Annotated in this window: 16 protein-coding genes; 9 read left to right on the top strand and 7 right to left on the bottom strand. The window is 35.5% G+C overall.

Features of this window, described 5'->3' with window-relative positions:
* The first annotated feature begins 160 nt into the window (after window positions 1-160).
* The 4 genes from VB264_RS20945 (at window position 161) to VB264_RS20930 (ending at window position 4,464) form a co-directional block, all read left to right on the top strand.
* The gene (locus VB264_RS20945) at window positions 161-1,372 is read left to right on the top strand and encodes a glycosyltransferase (protein ID WP_323252646.1); all 1,212 of its coding nucleotides are present in this window, start codon (window positions 161-163) and stop codon (window positions 1,370-1,372) included.
* Between the two features lie 269 nt (window positions 1,373-1,641).
* Window positions 1,642-2,448 carry an FkbM family methyltransferase gene (locus VB264_RS20940; protein ID WP_323252644.1) on the top strand — a complete coding sequence of 269 codons (807 nt, stop codon included), beginning with the start codon at window positions 1,642-1,644 and terminating at the stop codon, window positions 2,446-2,448.
* A gap of 1 nt (window position 2,449) precedes the next feature.
* Entirely contained in the window at window positions 2,450-3,709 is a 1,260-nt protein-coding gene (locus tag VB264_RS20935; RefSeq protein ID WP_323252642.1) for a glycosyltransferase family 4 protein, read from the top strand.
* On the top strand, window positions 3,706-4,464 hold the full coding sequence (locus tag VB264_RS20930) for a glycosyltransferase family 2 protein (protein WP_323252640.1): 759 nt from the start codon (window positions 3,706-3,708) through the stop codon (window positions 4,462-4,464). Before VB264_RS20935 ends, VB264_RS20930 begins: the two co-directional genes overlap by 4 nt.
* Here VB264_RS20930 and VB264_RS20925 read toward each other — a convergent pair.
* The 7 genes from VB264_RS20925 to VB264_RS20895 form a co-directional block, all read right to left on the bottom strand.
* On the bottom strand, window positions 4,439-4,873 hold the full coding sequence (locus VB264_RS20925) for a hypothetical protein (RefSeq protein WP_323252637.1): 435 nt from the start codon (window positions 4,871-4,873) through the stop codon (window positions 4,439-4,441). The genes VB264_RS20930 and VB264_RS20925 overlap by 26 nt on opposite strands.
* 57 nt (window positions 4,874-4,930) lie before the next feature.
* Complete coding sequence (gene tnpA / locus VB264_RS20920) at window positions 4,931-5,356, bottom strand: IS200/IS605 family transposase (protein ID WP_323252635.1); 426 nt, start codon at window positions 5,354-5,356, stop codon at window positions 4,931-4,933.
* Window positions 5,357-5,449: 93 nt separating this feature from the next.
* Entirely contained in the window at window positions 5,450-6,502 is a 1,053-nt protein-coding gene (locus VB264_RS20915) for a sugar phosphate isomerase/epimerase family protein (RefSeq protein WP_323252633.1), read from the bottom strand.
* 91 nt (window positions 6,503-6,593) lie between these two features.
* Complete coding sequence (locus VB264_RS20910; RefSeq protein WP_323252631.1) at window positions 6,594-6,983, bottom strand: four helix bundle protein; 390 nt, start codon at window positions 6,981-6,983, stop codon at window positions 6,594-6,596.
* A gap of 72 nt (window positions 6,984-7,055) precedes the next feature.
* Window positions 7,056-8,201 (bottom strand): Gfo/Idh/MocA family protein, encoded by a 1,146-nt coding sequence (locus VB264_RS20905; protein ID WP_323252630.1) that lies wholly within the window; start codon window positions 8,199-8,201, stop codon window positions 7,056-7,058.
* 89 nt (window positions 8,202-8,290) lie between these two features.
* Window positions 8,291-9,226, bottom strand: a complete 936-nt coding sequence (locus VB264_RS20900) for a polysaccharide deacetylase family protein (protein ID WP_323252628.1) — start codon at window positions 9,224-9,226, stop codon at window positions 8,291-8,293.
* A gap of 248 nt (window positions 9,227-9,474) precedes the next feature.
* Window positions 9,475-10,053: an SPOR domain-containing protein gene (locus VB264_RS20895; RefSeq protein ID WP_323252626.1), complete on the bottom strand. Its 579-nt coding sequence runs from the start codon at window positions 10,051-10,053 to the stop codon at window positions 9,475-9,477.
* Window positions 10,054-10,213: 160 nt separating this feature from the next.
* On the opposite strand from VB264_RS20895, the gene murB reads away from it, so the two are divergent.
* The 5 genes from murB (at window position 10,214) to VB264_RS20870 (ending at window position 15,200) form a co-directional block, all read left to right on the top strand.
* Window positions 10,214-11,230, top strand: a complete 1,017-nt coding sequence (gene murB / locus VB264_RS20890) for a UDP-N-acetylmuramate dehydrogenase (RefSeq protein WP_323252624.1) — start codon at window positions 10,214-10,216, stop codon at window positions 11,228-11,230.
* A gap of 14 nt (window positions 11,231-11,244) precedes the next feature.
* Window positions 11,245-12,054, top strand: a complete 810-nt coding sequence (gene kdsA / locus VB264_RS20885; protein WP_323252622.1) for a 3-deoxy-8-phosphooctulonate synthase — start codon at window positions 11,245-11,247, stop codon at window positions 12,052-12,054.
* Between the two features lie 254 nt (window positions 12,055-12,308).
* Complete coding sequence (locus tag VB264_RS20880) at window positions 12,309-13,715, top strand: DNA/RNA non-specific endonuclease (RefSeq protein ID WP_323252620.1); 1,407 nt, start codon at window positions 12,309-12,311, stop codon at window positions 13,713-13,715.
* Window positions 13,716-13,743: 28 nt separating this feature from the next.
* Entirely contained in the window at window positions 13,744-14,223 is a 480-nt protein-coding gene (locus tag VB264_RS20875) for an SRPBCC family protein (protein WP_323252618.1), read from the top strand.
* A 170-nt stretch (window positions 14,224-14,393) separates the two neighbouring features.
* The gene (locus tag VB264_RS20870; protein ID WP_323252616.1) at window positions 14,394-15,200 is read left to right on the top strand and encodes a hypothetical protein; all 807 of its coding nucleotides are present in this window, start codon (window positions 14,394-14,396) and stop codon (window positions 15,198-15,200) included.
* Window positions 15,201-15,273: the final 73 nt, after the last annotated feature.

Genomic DNA, 15,273 nt, shown 5'->3' with positions numbered 1-15,273 from the left:
GAACGATTCACTAAAAATCCGTCGTTGACGAATCTTTAAATTTGTACTTTTTTTAGAATCTGATTTCGATTTGCTCATAAATAAGTTGATTTTTTGTCAACCTATTTTAGGCAAGCACATCTAATCACTAAGTACTAATCACCAATCACTAACCATAAAAATGAAAATATTATTTACTTTCGGTGGCTTGCCACATTATTATAACTTGGTGCTCAATCGTTTGAATCGTATTGAAGGACAAGAAATCGTTGTGATTGCTCCAAAAAGTGGTGGAAAAACCGTTGGCTCTGGTGTACATCAAACCTTAGATGGTATCGAATTCAAAGTACACTTTTTAGAAGAATACAAAACACTTTGGGGAAAGCCATTCTTCAAAAATTTTATCGAAACGATAGAGGCTGAACGACCTGACGTAATTGTTACGATTTGGCCATATATCTTAGCTTTTGTGTATAATCCATTGTTGCTTTGGAAGATAAGAAGTATGGGAATCAAGTTGATTTTAAAGGAGATTCCATTTAATATCCCCAAATTTAAAGAAGCACTGGATTATTATGCTAATGGTGGAGTAGCCTCTGAAACGATGCAGACCAATTTAAAGCCAAACAGTTTGGCTTTTAAATTAAAATATACTTTGCTAAAATATTCATACAAAAGAGCCTTTAATTTGGTAGATGCTCACGTAGATTATACCGAGGAGGCTTATGAAATATTTGGTAGCTATGGAGTACCCAAAGAGAAGATTTTTGTTATCTACAATTCCCCAGATACCGATTTGATTTTAGCAGACAAAGCTAAGATTGAAGGAATGAATACTGTTTTGCCAGAAAATCCCTTACGATTGTTGCATGTGGGTAGATTGGTAAAGTGGAAAAGGGTTGATATGCTGATAGACGTTTTCAAAAAACTGCTAGTACAGTTTCCTACCGCTGAGTTAGTTATTGTGGGTACTGGTCCTGAGGAAGAAAACCTTAAACAACAAGCCATCACTTTAGGCATCGAAAAGCAAGTTGTTTTTACGGGTGGTGTGTATAAAATGACTGAGCTCGGACAATACTTTAATGCATCTTTAGTGTATGTGTTGGCTGGGATGGGCGGTTTGTCAATAAACGATGCTATGTGTTTTGATAAACCAATTGTTTGTGCCGTAGCGGATGGAACAGAAAAGAAATTAGTACGAGATGGCTACAATGGCTATATTTTTGACGATGGGAATGCAGATGATTTATTTGAAAAATTAGCCGTACTTTTGTCAGACCCAGTAAAAACTCGTCAAATGGGGCTGAATTCTGGACAAATTATCAAGGATGAAGTAAATATTCATGTAGTAATTAAAAATTACCAAAGAGCGTTTGAAAGCTGTCGGTCTTAGGCTGTCAGCAATCGGATTTAAGTCGTTTTTAATTTTATGCTACTGAATTAATTGAATTGACAAATCTGCGTAGATCAGCGGTTTTTAAATCTCTGAAAATCATCGGGTAAATAGTTTGTGCTATATTAAAGACATAGAGTTGATAAGCTGTTTTAACTAATCACCGTAAATCAGCGAATTAAATCTTTAAAAATCAGCGGGTAAAAAACTATACATAAAAATAAAAAAAAGCTGAAAGCCCAAAGCCGACTGCTGATGACCATATTAAAATGTTTGTTTTAAAATACATATTAAAAGGCCCTTATCATGCTTTCAGAACACCTGAAAGTCGTGAATTACTCAATCTTTTCAGAAAGTATGGAGATGTTAAACGCTATGAGGCCCGTGAAGTGACCTTTCAGGGGATGACATTCCAAGTACCCGACTGTATGTCTTTCCTTTTCCAGTTTCAAGAAATTTTCGTTGAACAGTTTTATAAATTTAATACTACCTCGGTAAAGCCAGTGATATTAGATTGCGGAGCGAATATTGGTTCGAGCTGTGCATTTTTCAAAAGACAGTATCCCGATGCAAAGATTACGGCTTTTGAAGCAGATGCAAAAATTGCACAAATATTACAGGCTAATCTTAACAAAAATGGTTTCTCAGACATAGAAGTAGTTAATAAAGCCGTTTGGATTGACGATAAAGGAATTGAATTTGCTTCTGAAGGCTCGGATGGTGCATCTATTTATGGTGAAGGAACTAAAGTAAAAGTAGCATCTTTTCGCTTGAAAGATGTGCTTGAAGCAACACCAAGTGTTGATATGCTAAAAATGGATATTGAAGGAGCAGAAACAGCCGTGTTGAAAGACTGTGCAGATTCGCTAAAGCATGTGAAAAACATCTTTATTGAATATCATGCATTCCCAGAACAAGCACAGGAATTAGGAGAAATTTTGAATATCATGGCTAACAATGGTTTTCGATATTTTATCAATTCTGCTCAAGACCGAACACAACCTCTCATCAATCATCGTTACAAAGGCAATGATTTAATGGATTTGCAATTAAACATTTTTGGCTATCGTCCATAATATGAAAATCACGATTTTAAGCACATTTGATACTTTTGGCGGAGCATCTATCGCAGCCTCTCGCCTGAACAAAGCCTTAAATGGCAATGGCTTATTATCAAAAATGCTTGTACAGGACAAAAAAGGGAATGCACCCAATGTTGAAACAATAGCCCCCAATTGGTTTTTAAAGAAAGTTGCCTTAGCCAGATTTGCTTTAGACCGTTACCAATTTGCTTTGTACGAGAAATCAAAAGCAGTGAGGTTTATCTTTTCTCAGGCAAAGATTGGGGTTGATATTAGTCAACACACGTTGATTAAAGAAACAGATATTATCCATTTGCATTGGATAAATTTTGGGTTTCTTTCGCTAAGCTCTATCCAAAAACTTATTGAATCACAAAAGCCTATCGTCTGGACTTTACACGATATGTGGGTTTTTACAGGAGGTTGCCATTATTCAAGAGACTGTCATAATTATGAAAATAGTTGTGGTAATTGTTTTCAATTTCTCAAAAATCCCTCTTCAACTGACCTATCACATCAGGTTTGGCAAGCCAAACAAAAGATTTTTCAAGATGCCAATATTACCATCGTTGCTTGTAGTGATTGGCTAGCAGACATAGCACGTACAAGTACTTTACTACAAGGCAAAAAGATTTTATCCATTCCCAATCCGATAGATACCGATTTGTTTAAGCCTACGCCAAAAGCTGTAGCACAATCGCATTTTGAATTGGATAGCAATAAGCGATATATTCTTTTTGCTGCTGCTAAAATCAGCGATGTTCGAAAAGGGTTTATATATTTCAAAGAAGCCTTAGACATACTCAAAGACAAATATTCAGTTGATAACAACATTGAATTAATTATTTTTGGACAAGCCCAAGCATCCGATTTTGACAACCTTCCCTTCAAAGTAAATGTGCTGGGTAAATTATCAGATTTATCTACAATTGCCTTGGCGTATTCAGCAGCATCGGTCTTTGTAGTTTCTTCCTTAGAAGATAACTTACCTAATACCATTATGGAATCTATGGCCTGCGCTACGCCTGTAGTTGGGTTTGCTACAGGAGGTATTCCAGAAATGATTAATCACCAAGAAAATGGCTATTTAGCAACATTCAAATCTGCGGACGAACTTGCCCAAGGAATTTATTGGACATTATTTCAAGCAGATTATCCTGCTATTTGCGAAAATGCAAGGCAAAAGGTAGTAGAGCATTATGCCGAAGAAGTAGTTGCCAAACAATACAAGGCTTTATACGAATCATTACAATGAAACTAAGTATTATCACGATAACTTATAATGCTGAAAAATTTCTAACTAGGACAATTGAAAGCATTTTAGCACAAACCAATCAAGATTTTGAGTATATCATCATAGACGGAAAATCTAAGGATGCTACTTTGGCTATTGCAAAATCTTATAGCGAAAGAGTAAATCTTTTGGTGTCTGAGCCTGATAAAGGTTTATACGATGCGATGAACAAAGGCTTACGATTAGCTTCTGGCGATTTTGTATGGTTTATGAATGCGGGAGATGAAATTAATGATAGCAAAGTGGTTTCAACTTTTATGCAGGCTTTGGAAGAAACGAAGGCTGATGTATTTTATGGTGATACTTATTTTGTAGAAGAGAATGGAAATATTCAAGGGTTACGCTCAGAGATTACACCTCATCGTTTGCCTAAAAATCTCAAATGGCAAGATATGAATTTGGGTATGTTGGTATGTCATCAAGCTTTTATAGCCCGTAGAAGCATAGCCCCATTTTATTTAGAAAATAACCTCAGTGCTGATGTTGACTGGGAAATAGAATGTTTAAAAAGAGCTAAAAAGATACAATACTTAGATACTGTTGTAGCCAAATATTTGGTAGGAGGAATTTCTAACAAGCAATTAAAACGTTCTTTGTTAGACCGTTACGATGTGCTTAAAAAACATTTTGGACTATTGGGCGCTGTTTGGGCTCATGTACTCATTACTATTCGCGGAGTAAAATTAATCATTAAAAAGGGAGGGAAGTATTGGTAGGCATTACCAAAAATGTTCTGGCTTCTAAGGATAATACTTCTTCTTTTTGATAAAATAACAAAGCCCTGTCACGGAGGGCATACTCACTACTTAAAAAGGCATTACAGGTTTCTATTAATGACTTATCTCTACCGAATCTATCTAGGAAAGCATCTACCGTCTTGAGCCAAAACCAAGTAAGGGTTTCGTGATAGCCTCTTTCAAAACTTACGAGACCACCCACCGAACTATTGAATATAATAATCCTTTGACGGACTAATAACATTGCCTGTGTAAGATTATATTGACGCAAGTACCATACGCCCATTGCTAGATGGGATTCATGCGTCCAAGCATCTGCTGGTAAGGTACAGGTATTGAATTTTTCGATTAGGGTTTCGATGTCGGATTCGGATTGGAAAAGTCTCATAGAATTTAAACTTTTTACTGGCGACTGAAGTCGCCAGCTAATAGAAATGAAATATATTTATTCTGCCAGCAAATTAATCATTTCAAAGAATTCATCATCTATATTTTTAACCTTATGATGATTTTCTTGATTAAAAATATATCGTTTTACTTTTCCTACATTTTGTGGACTAACAGAAAATACACCATAGCCATCTTGCCATTGAAAATGATTGTTCACAAATCCAGATTCATTTACCCATTTAGAAGATTCTCCTTTTAAAACTTTGATTATTTCAGCTACTGTTTGAGTCGATTTCATCTTGAAAAGGCAGTGTAAATGGTCTTCCATTCCATTGATTATTTCAAGTTGGATGTTTTTATTATGAGCATGGTTTCTGATATGCTCAAATAGTTTGTACCGAAAAGATTTGTGTAAACAGGGTTCTCGGTGTTTTGTTGTCCAGACAGTATGGACATAGATGTAGATTAAATTTCCTGTCATGGGATAATGAATGTTTTTGAGGTGTATTTTTTATTGGCAAAATAAATTTCTATTAGCTGGCGACTTAAGTCGCCAGCTAATAGAAAAGAGGAATTAGAGTCCCAAAATTTTCTTATTCAATTCCACATCAGCACCACCACCAGCAAAATCATCAAATACTTTAGATGTTGCCTGAATAATGTGTGAATCAATAAATGGAGCACCTTCTGTTGCACCTTGAACAGGGTCTTTGATAGCACATTCCCATTCTAACACTGCCCAGCCATCATAACCGTATTGTGTTAATTTAGAGAAAATAGAACCAAAATCAACCTGACCATCGCCCAAAGAACGGAAACGACCAGCACGATTTACCCACGACTGATAGCCACCATAAACACCTTGTTTTCCTGTTGGATTAAACTCAGCATCTTTTACGTGGAACATCTTGATTCTTTCGTGATAGAAATCAATGTATTGTAAATAATCCAAGCATTGCAATACAAAGTGAGATGGGTCGTAAAGCAAGTTAGCACGTTTGTGATTGCCTACTTTTTCAAGGAACATTTCAAAAGTAACACCATCATGCAAATCTTCACCTGGGTGAATTTCGTAGCAAAGGTCAACACCTGCTTCGTCGAAGGCATTCAAAATTGGTAACCAACGGTTTCCTAATTCCGTAAAACCTTGATCAACCAAACCAGCGGGACGTTGTGGCCAAGGATATACAGTATGCCACATCAAAGCACCAGAGAAAGTAGCATGCGCATTCAAACCTAGGTTTTGAGACGCTTTTGCAGCCCACTTCAATTGCTGAACTGCCCATTCTGTACGAGCTTTCGGATTGCCTTTTACTGAATCTGGAGCGAACCCATCGAACATTACATCGTAAGCAGGATTTACTGCTACTAGCTGTCCTTGTAAGTGCGTTGAAAGTTCAGTGATTTGGATACCCTTATCAGCCAATTTTCCTTTTAGTTCATCGCAATAAGTTTTTGACTCTGCTGCTAATTGAAGGTCGATAGCACGAGCATCCCACGTAGGAATCTGCACACCTTTGTATCCCAAATCAGCTACCCAAGAAGTAATTGAATCAAGGGTATTAAAAGGTTCTGTATTATCTAAAAATTGAGCTAAAAATATAGCTGGTCCTTTGATTGTTTTCATGTGTTTATTGAGTGATTGAGTGAGTTGTGATTGAGTGATTATTATTAATAAACACAAAATCGGCAAGTCATTAAAACCTAAAAACAGAATTTTATTTACTATTTACACTAACAGTTTTTCTAGCCTTAGCGAGTATTTTCAAAATTTCATAACCTTCATTTATTAGACTTCTAACTCTTTGATCTTCATAAAACTTAGCATCTACTGCATATTCTAACCAAAATAGACTTTCATCAAGCTCTTCAATGACAATGCTAATTTTAGCATAAAACTCATTTTTACTTCTAGCTCTTCTTACAGCCCTATAATTTGCCACTGATGAAGATGAACTACGAATAAGCTGTTTGGCAATATTTCTAGCAGAAACAGTTTTTGTAAATAAATTATCACACAAAGGCATGCAGCGTAATCCAAATGCTTTTATGCGTTCAAAGATGAGTTCTGCAAATTCATCTTTAGGAAGATAATTGCTATTATTCATAATCTGAAGGTGTAAAATTAAGATTGGTGATTCAGTTAATCACTAAATCACCAATCACTCACTCACTAAATGCTATACCTTCACCCAGCTTTGGCTTCTGTGGCTATCAAGGATTCTTTCGCAGATTAATAGTTCTCTGTAACCGTCTGCAAAAGTAGGATAATTTGGTTTTTCTGGTTGTTTACCTTCGGCAATGGCAGCATATACTTCTTTGAATAATTGCTTAGAAGTATCAGGGAAACCCTCATTGTGTCCGCCCGGAAAAGTCATCAAAGCACTTGCTTCTGGATAAGCTAAAGAAGGGTCACGCATTAATGATTGGTTGTAGCCATCACGGTTACCAATCCAAAGTTCGTTTGGTGCTTCTGAATTGAAAGCAAATGTTTTTTTGCCCCCAGAAATTTCTAATTTCAATTGGTTTTTGCGTCCCGCTGAAACTTGTGATACCGTTACCGAACCACGATTTCCGTTGTCAAAACGTAATAATACGTTGGCGTGGTCTTCAGTAGTGATAGGTACATCAGCATAATCTTCTGGCTGAAGCATTTTACCTGAATACGTTTCTACTGGCTTCAATGGTTTCTTACGAGTTTTGTGGATGGTATTAAAATCAGCCATTACTTCAACTGTTTTTAAGCCAGTGATATACTCGATAATATCCATCAAATGCGAACCAATATCAGCAATAGCACGAGAATCTCCAGACTTATCTGGTTCTAAACGCCAGTTATAATCTGTTTCGTAAAATAACCAGTCTTGTAAATAAGAACCCATTACTGAATATACTTCACCTAAATCACCTTTTTCACGCATTGTTTTCATTTGGCGAACCAAAGGATAATAACGCAAATTGAAGTGAACCGCATTTACTAAACCTGTTTCAGCAGCTAATGCCACCAATTCCTCAGCTTCGTGTAAATCTTTGGCTAATGGCTTTTCACAAACAACGTGTTTCCCTGCCAATAAAGCAGCTTTAGATTGCGAATAATGTAAGAAGTTTGGCGTACAGATATGAACACAAACAATGTCTTCCATTGCTAATAGTTGTTCAAATGTACAAGGACGTTCGATGCCTAATTGTGTGGCCTTGGCAGTAGCTAATTCGATATTTACTTCACAAAGAGCAGTTACTTCCACATTAGGAAGTCTTCTAAGAGCTTCGATGTGCGCGGGTCCAATAAAACCGGTACCGACTACACCAACTTTAATTTTTGACATGAGTTAAATATTTGGATTTGGGGATAATAAATTTATTTTGATTGTTTTATATGTGCGTTTCTCGTGAATATATCCACAAAAAACACTTTTTATTCTTTAGAAATTAAATTGGAAACATCCCAAAGTTGCCATTTTTTCTTTTTGATATTGCCTTCATTTTTTTTCAGAAGTGATAGAAAAAGAGATAAACCCAGAGGCTCATTACCATTTGCATGCACTAATACCAAACTCCCCTGTTTTATTAGCTGACCTTTAGCAAGCCATGCGTCACTACCGAGGGGCAATAGTCCATAAAAAAGAATCTGGTCAAAGATAGGCTTACTGGAAACCAAGCCCGGAAATCTAAAATATATGGAGGGAACGAGACCGTTTATTAGCATCGCTTGTTCATTTAAAAATACTTCGTTGGCAATGACTGTCCCTTTTTCAAGTAAGAAATTATCGATTAAAGGTAATTTTGGGTCATAATGATGATTGAAGCTATGGTTCACCCAAGTAATCTCTAAATTCCCAGCAGTTTCCTGACTTATCAACCATTTTAAATCATCATGATGGCTTTTCATCCATAATCCCGTTACGGTAATCGTAATAGGCACAGGGCGTTCAGAAACTTCAAAACCTTTGATAACACTCGTAAAAAAGCTTCTTGCAAGAGGTTTGGTAGAAGGGCATAAATCTACAGTCAAACTAAACCCATTGAGGGTTGAATCACTTTTTTCGATGCCAGCATCTTGTAGTCTATAATCCTTTCCTTTTTCAAAATTCCATGCTTGAATATATTTGCTCCTTTGATAGTCTTGCAATATTTCATCCCATTGGAGGGGTTGAACAGCTACATTTTTAACAATACTAGTTTTTAATGTATTAGGGTTAATGCCCAGATACATCAGATTACCATTTTGCACCCATTTCCGAAGAACCAAACCTTCTGAATATTTCCCAAAAAACACTTGATAATCAGTGAACTGAGCCAATGATTTGGTAAAACATACAACTGTAAGCGTAAAAATTAAGCAATATTTCATCTTAAACAGAGATAGATTTTCTTCAATTTTAGATTGTGTTCACACAAAAATAGAAAAGACTTTAAATAAAATTATGTTGCTTTGTCTGTTCAGTTTTATGAATAATTTTCAAATTTACAGAATAAATAATACCCTGCTAATATTTTTTAGAATTAGCAGGGTATATTAATGTATCAAAACGATAAAATGATTTTTCTTACTGAATAAAGCTAGCTTAGGATAGGCAAACCAAAATGCTAACAATTGTTTTATTTTACCAATATTCCTCTTTTAATTTCTACTCTGTCAGGCAAAATCATGGCTGAAGGATAGCTTTCTTTGATGTTTACAAAGTATCTTTCAGCATCCATTCTATTGAGGAAATCGCCTATTTTTACTTTATAAATGGGTTGTTGATAACTAAGGTAAGGGAATATCTCTGGGTAAGTTTGATAAGTATAAATTTTGGCATCATCAGCCGCTTTTCTATCGTTACCCACATAAATTTGAATACGGAAACCATTAGCATAGCGTACGCCTTTGTTTCTAACCGAGATAGTATCTAAAATAGCATCCAGTTTCTTGTTGATGTGCATGGGTTCTTCTGTTAAATAAGCCTTTTTTGACTTATTTTTATCATCGCTTAAGGTATCACCAGCTTCGTTTAGTTTTTTATACTTGGGTAAATATTGCGACAAATCCTCCTCATAAATTTTGTCTAATTTTTTATGAGATGTTTTTGAATTAGAAGTGCCAGAGGACGACACTTTGCTAGAAACTACCTTTGAAGAACAAGCACTTAGAATGACTAAAAATATGTATAAACAAATTGAAAGGAAACGTTGCATATAAAATTGAGGTTTTCAAATAGACTTTTGGTGGTATTAGAAAAGAAGAATTCATCAAAGATACAATTTTTGACAAAAACTTGAAATACCCTTTACTCATTGTAACTTTGTTTGCTGTATTGTACTGAGTTAATACTGATTTTTTGATTTATAAAAACCCATGAATATTCAACAAAATATTTCTTTAAAACCCTTCAATACTTTTGGTCTGGAAGCTTCTGCACAATATTTCGTTGAAGTAAGTACAGTAGAGGATTTAAAAAAAATACTTCAAAATCCTGATTTCAAGAAACTTGATAAATTATTCTTAGGCGGAGGTAGTAACCTTTTACTGACTAAAGATTACGAAGGATTAGTAGTAAAAATTGCCTTGAAGGGTATAGAAAAAGTTTTTGAAGACGAAAACCACATTCATATCCACGCTGGTGCTGGCGAGATTTGGCATCAATTTGTGATGTATTGTGTTGAAAATAATTATGCAGGCATTGAAAATCTTTCTTTGATTCCCGGTACGGTAGGAGCGGCTCCTATGCAAAATATAGGTGCTTATGGGGTGGAAATAAAAGATGTTTTTCAAGAATTGCAAGCCCTTAATTTAGAGACACTAGAAATTGAAACGTTTAACTTAATCGATTGCCAGTTTGGTTACCGCGAAAGTGTTTTTAAACATACTTTAAAAGGTAAATACGTCATTACGGCTGTTACTTTCAAGCTAAATAAAGTGCCAACTTTTAAAATAGCCTATGGTGATATTCAAAAGACTTTAGCGGAAATGAATATTACTGAACTGTCTATCAAAGCTATCAGCAATGCCGTAATAGCTATTCGTAAAAGCAAACTGCCAGACCCTGCTGAAATTGGTAATTCTGGAAGTTTCTTTAAAAACCCAGAAATTTCGCTGACACAATATCAAAAACTATTGATAGATTTTCCGACATTGCCAAGCTATCCAATTAACGAAACCACTGTAAAAGTACCAGCAGGGTGGTTGATAGAACAAGCAGGTTGGAAGGGCTTTAAAGATGGACAAATTGGCGTTCATGCTCGTCAGGCTTTGGTTTTAGTAAATTATGGTGGCGGAAATGGGAATGATATTAAAGCCCTTGCCGAAAAAGTACAGCAATCAATTGTGGATAAATTTGGTATCAAATTGAGCCCAGAAGTAAATTATATATAACAATATCTCAAAATATGAATATCCCAAAATTAAAACATACCGAAACCAATAATTTTTTCTTAATGGCAGGAAGTTGTGCTATCGAAAGCCGTGATTTAGCCTATGAAATTGCAGAAAAAATTAAAGGACTCACAGACCAGTTTGGTATTCCCTATATTTTTAAAGGGTCGTACCGCAAGGCAAATCGTACTAAATTAGATTCTTTTACAGGCATTGGTGATATTGTAGCCTTAGAGATTTTACAAGAAATTGGTAATTATTACGACTTACCAACGGTGACTGATATTCATGAGTCGCAAGAAGCTGAAATGGCTGCGAAGTATGTAGATGTTTTGCAAATACCAGCTTTTTTATGTCGCCAGACAGATTTATTGGCTGCTGCTGCACGTACAGGCAAAGCAGTAAATATCAAAAAAGGACAATTTATGGCAGGTATTTCTATGAAATTTGCCGTTGAAAAAATCCTTCATGAAAATCCTTCAGCACAGGTATTTTTAACAGACCGTGGTAATTCTTTTGGCTATGGTGATTTAGTGGTGGACTACCGCAATATCCCTGAAATGCAAGTACATGGTGTACCTGTAGTGATGGATTGTACACATTCATTGCAAAGACCTAATCAAACAACTGGCGTAACGGGTGGACAGCCAAAAATGATTGAAACCATTGCAAAAGCAGCTATTGCCGTAGGAGCAGATGGTATTTTTATTGAAACACACCCGAATCCTGCTATTGCAAAATCTGATGGGGCAAATATGTTGCCTTTGGATAAACTAGAAGAATTATTAGAAAAATTAGTTAGAGTACGTCAAGCAGTGATTTAAGTGATGAGTTTTGAGTGATGAGCTAGTGTGTTAAAGTGTTGATATGTTGTGGTTTATATAAACATTATAACAATGTTTATTTTACATTGACCACTTAATTATTAAATTAGGGATTGTTTGATTATTTTTATCTAAGGTATATAAGTCGAATCATAAAAAGAGCAACGGGTATGGATTACTCTTGCTCTTTTTAGATTAGGTATATTCAATTCATTCAAGTTATTTTGTTTTTCAACGCTTATTCTTCAAAAACAATGTTCAGAAAATCCTTTTTACTAACTTCTATTAGTATTGTTCTTTCTTTGTGTACAGCCTACACAACACCAACATCTTATGCTTTTGATAGCCATCTACAAGAGCCAACCACCAAAACGGCAAAGGACTTTCCAGAGAAGTTTGAAACGGCTTCAAAAGGTCGTTATGAAGCTGATGTGATAAGTACTGCTGCTGGTGAATGGAATTTGGATAATGCAATGATTGGTAGTGCCGAAAACGACTTGAAAAACGGAGAGAAGTCTGTTAGAATGAAAGAGAATGCCAAATTGACGATGAACTTTGATATTCCAACTGGCATTCAACTTGTGAAATTGAAGTATGGTGTTTATAGCACAGATGAGGAGGCAAGTTTTGAGCTTTGGGTTTCGACCAATGCGGGCAAAACTTGGATGAAAATGGGAAAGGCTATCAAGACGAAAGACAAGAAGTTAAAATCAGTATCTTTTGAAGTAAATTTTACCAAGCCAAGTAGGATTGAAATCAGAAAAACAGATGGCACGGCGAATCGATTAAATATTGATGATATTAGCATTGTTACTTATTCAAATAGCACTAAACCAACCACTGTAGCACCACCTGTTACTACCACTACAGCACCAAAAGAAGTGGAGGTAACTGTGTCCTTGGTGCCTACTCGTGATGATAATTCAGCATTGGGCAACCCTTCAAAAGCAGTGGCTAATACGTCATCCCCTAATAATTATTTATTGACAAAAAATGCCTACACACTCTCGTATAATAAAAGTAAAAACATTGCTAATTGGGTTTCTTGGCATTTAAGCAAAGCTTGGAAAGGCGATGCCGCTCGCCAAAATAATTTCCGACCAGATAATACTTTACCAACAGGATGGTATCAAGTAACTCCAAGAGACTACTCGGATACAGGATTTGATAGAGGTCATTTATGTCCTTCGGATGATCGTGATGGAAGTCCAGAGGAAAACCAAGAGACTTTTTTTATGACGAACATGGTTCCACAAGCACCTGAGAATAACCGTGGAATCTGGAAACATCTAGAAGAATACACTCGGACTTTGATTGACCAAGGAAATGAGTTGTACATTTTAGCAGGAACTTTAGGTGAAGGTGGTACTGGTAGCAACGGAAGTGCCAAAGCAATTGGTAAAAATAATAACATCTTGGTGCCAGCATCTCTCTGGAAAATAATTGTGGTTTTACCTGTTGGGGATAAAGATGTGGCTCGTATCAATGCTAAAACTAGGGTAATTGCTGTAAATATGCCCAATCAGAATGCAATAGGAGCAGACGACTGGAAAAAATATAGAACATCGGTAGATGAATTAGAACGCCTTACGGGCTATGATTTTTTGTCTAATGTACCAACGAGTGTCCAAGCAGTTATTGAAGCGGGAATTGATAAGTAAAGATTGTTAGCTAGATAACTGAAATAAAATGCCAAAAATCACATTAGAAACCATCATTCAATCAGATATTGAAATCTGTTTTGATTTAGCTAGGAGTATAGATTTACACAAAATTTCTACTGCTCATACGAATGAAAATGCGATTGATGGAACAACGACAGGTCTTATTAATTTAGGAGAGACTGTCACTTGGGAGGCAAAACATTTTGGTATCAAACAACAATTGACATCAATTATAACGGCATTTAGTTATCCAAATCATTTTAGAGACGAACAGCTTAAAGGTATTTTTAAATCATTTGTTCACAATCATTCTTTTGAGGTAAAAGATGAAAACGTAATTATGATGGATGTTTTCATCTTTGAATCCCCCTATGGGATATTGGGTGAAATTTTCAACAAAGCAATATTAACAAAGTACCTCACTAAATTACTAGCAGATAGAAATAAAATCATTAAGGAATATGCTGAAACAGATTTGTGGAAATTAGTGTTGAATAGAAAATAATATTTCAAAGATACCCTATAAATTTCTTCAGGTAAATAAAATATTTTAAGTTTTTTTAAGAAAAAATCAGGGGAAAAGTATTTTAAATTGTCGTGGATTTAACAATTTAAGAATTAATTTTGCGTTTGTATATAATTGAGAAAATTATATCTCATTATTGCCATTGTTATATGAAACGATTTATACTTTTAACCTTCATAATATGCGGTTCATCTATGGGTGTTACTGCCCAATCTGGTGATAGCCTGAAGTTTATCACGATTACACCGACTGGTGCAATAAGAAATGTAAATTGGTTAGAAAAAAATACAATCGGAGAAGTAGGGATAGAATTAAAGCTTAAACCAAGTAAAAAATTAAACGTTAGCTTTGGGGCAACTATTTTTAAAACAATAGGCCAGAGTATTATCAATACATCACCACCACTTGCTTTCACTTCTGTTTTTGATAAATTTGGAAGTAGTAGTTTTGTTTCTTCTTCCCCTAAAACAGCCTATAGTGGCGGTTTTATCAACGTTGACTTAGGAGTTCCTTTTAAATTACGTGATAGTTCTAATGTTTCTATTGAGCCTTTTTTAGGACTTGAAGCTAAGATATGGGGACGTTCAACTGATTATGGTACAGAGGCTAGTCCTTTGCTGGTTGAAGAAAAATACAAATTTCTCTCTCCATCTTTCGGTGCTAAGTTAAATTATGCTACTAAATCTAAAGTGAAACTTACTTTAAGGATTTCTGGTAGCTATCCGCTTATCTCGAAATTGAAATTGGATGAAAAGAATCTTAACTTGCCCAATGCGGAACTAGACTTAAAAAGACAACTATCACCATCCGTAGAAATTGGTGCAAAAATTAAAAAGCTGACGATTAAGCTTCGTTATGAAAGAATTAACTTTGGTTCGTCAGATTCTTTAAGAGGTTTTGCAGCACCTGCTTCAAAGGCTAATGTTTCTGGTGTTTCGGTTAGTTATGATTTCTAGCTTTAAGCTATCAGCAGTGAGCTTTGAGCTTTTTTAAAGAGCTATAGGTTATAATAAAACCCAAAGCGAAACA

It is taken from the genome of Arcicella aquatica (assembly GCF_034928825.1).
Classification (GTDB): Bacteria; Bacteroidota; Bacteroidia; order Cytophagales; family Spirosomataceae; genus Arcicella; species Arcicella aquatica.
This window is presented reverse-complemented; position numbering and strand designations above follow the sequence as displayed.

Coding starts and splice junctions, on each gene's coding strand:
- VB264_RS20915 (WP_323252633.1), bottom strand. CDS start 6,502: ATGAAAACAATCAAAGGACCAGCTATATTTTTAGCTCAATTTTTAGAT.
- VB264_RS20880 (WP_323252620.1), top strand. CDS start 12,309: ATGTTCAGAAAATCCTTTTTACTAACTTCTATTAGTATTGTTCTTTCT.
- VB264_RS20945 (WP_323252646.1), top strand. CDS start 161: ATGAAAATATTATTTACTTTCGGTGGCTTGCCACATTATTATAACTTG.
- VB264_RS20895 (WP_323252626.1), bottom strand. CDS start 10,053: ATGCAACGTTTCCTTTCAATTTGTTTATACATATTTTTAGTCATTCTA.
- VB264_RS20905 (WP_323252630.1), bottom strand. CDS start 8,201: ATGTCAAAAATTAAAGTTGGTGTAGTCGGTACCGGTTTTATTGGACCC.
- VB264_RS20910 (WP_323252631.1), bottom strand. CDS start 6,983: ATGAATAATAGCAATTATCTTCCTAAAGATGAATTTGCAGAACTCATC.
- tnpA (WP_323252635.1), bottom strand. CDS start 5,356: ATGACAGGAAATTTAATCTACATCTATGTCCATACTGTCTGGACAACA.
- VB264_RS20900 (WP_323252628.1), bottom strand. CDS start 9,226: ATGAAATATTGCTTAATTTTTACGCTTACAGTTGTATGTTTTACCAAA.
- VB264_RS20925 (WP_323252637.1), bottom strand. CDS start 4,873: ATGAGACTTTTCCAATCCGAATCCGACATCGAAACCCTAATCGAAAAA.
- VB264_RS20940 (WP_323252644.1), top strand. CDS start 1,642: ATGTTTGTTTTAAAATACATATTAAAAGGCCCTTATCATGCTTTCAGA.
- VB264_RS20930 (WP_323252640.1), top strand. CDS start 3,706: ATGAAACTAAGTATTATCACGATAACTTATAATGCTGAAAAATTTCTA.
- murB (WP_323252624.1), top strand. CDS start 10,214: ATGAATATTCAACAAAATATTTCTTTAAAACCCTTCAATACTTTTGGT.
- kdsA (WP_323252622.1), top strand. CDS start 11,245: ATGAATATCCCAAAATTAAAACATACCGAAACCAATAATTTTTTCTTA.
- VB264_RS20870 (WP_323252616.1), top strand. CDS start 14,394: ATGAAACGATTTATACTTTTAACCTTCATAATATGCGGTTCATCTATG.
- VB264_RS20875 (WP_323252618.1), top strand. CDS start 13,744: ATGCCAAAAATCACATTAGAAACCATCATTCAATCAGATATTGAAATC.
- VB264_RS20935 (WP_323252642.1), top strand. CDS start 2,450: ATGAAAATCACGATTTTAAGCACATTTGATACTTTTGGCGGAGCATCT.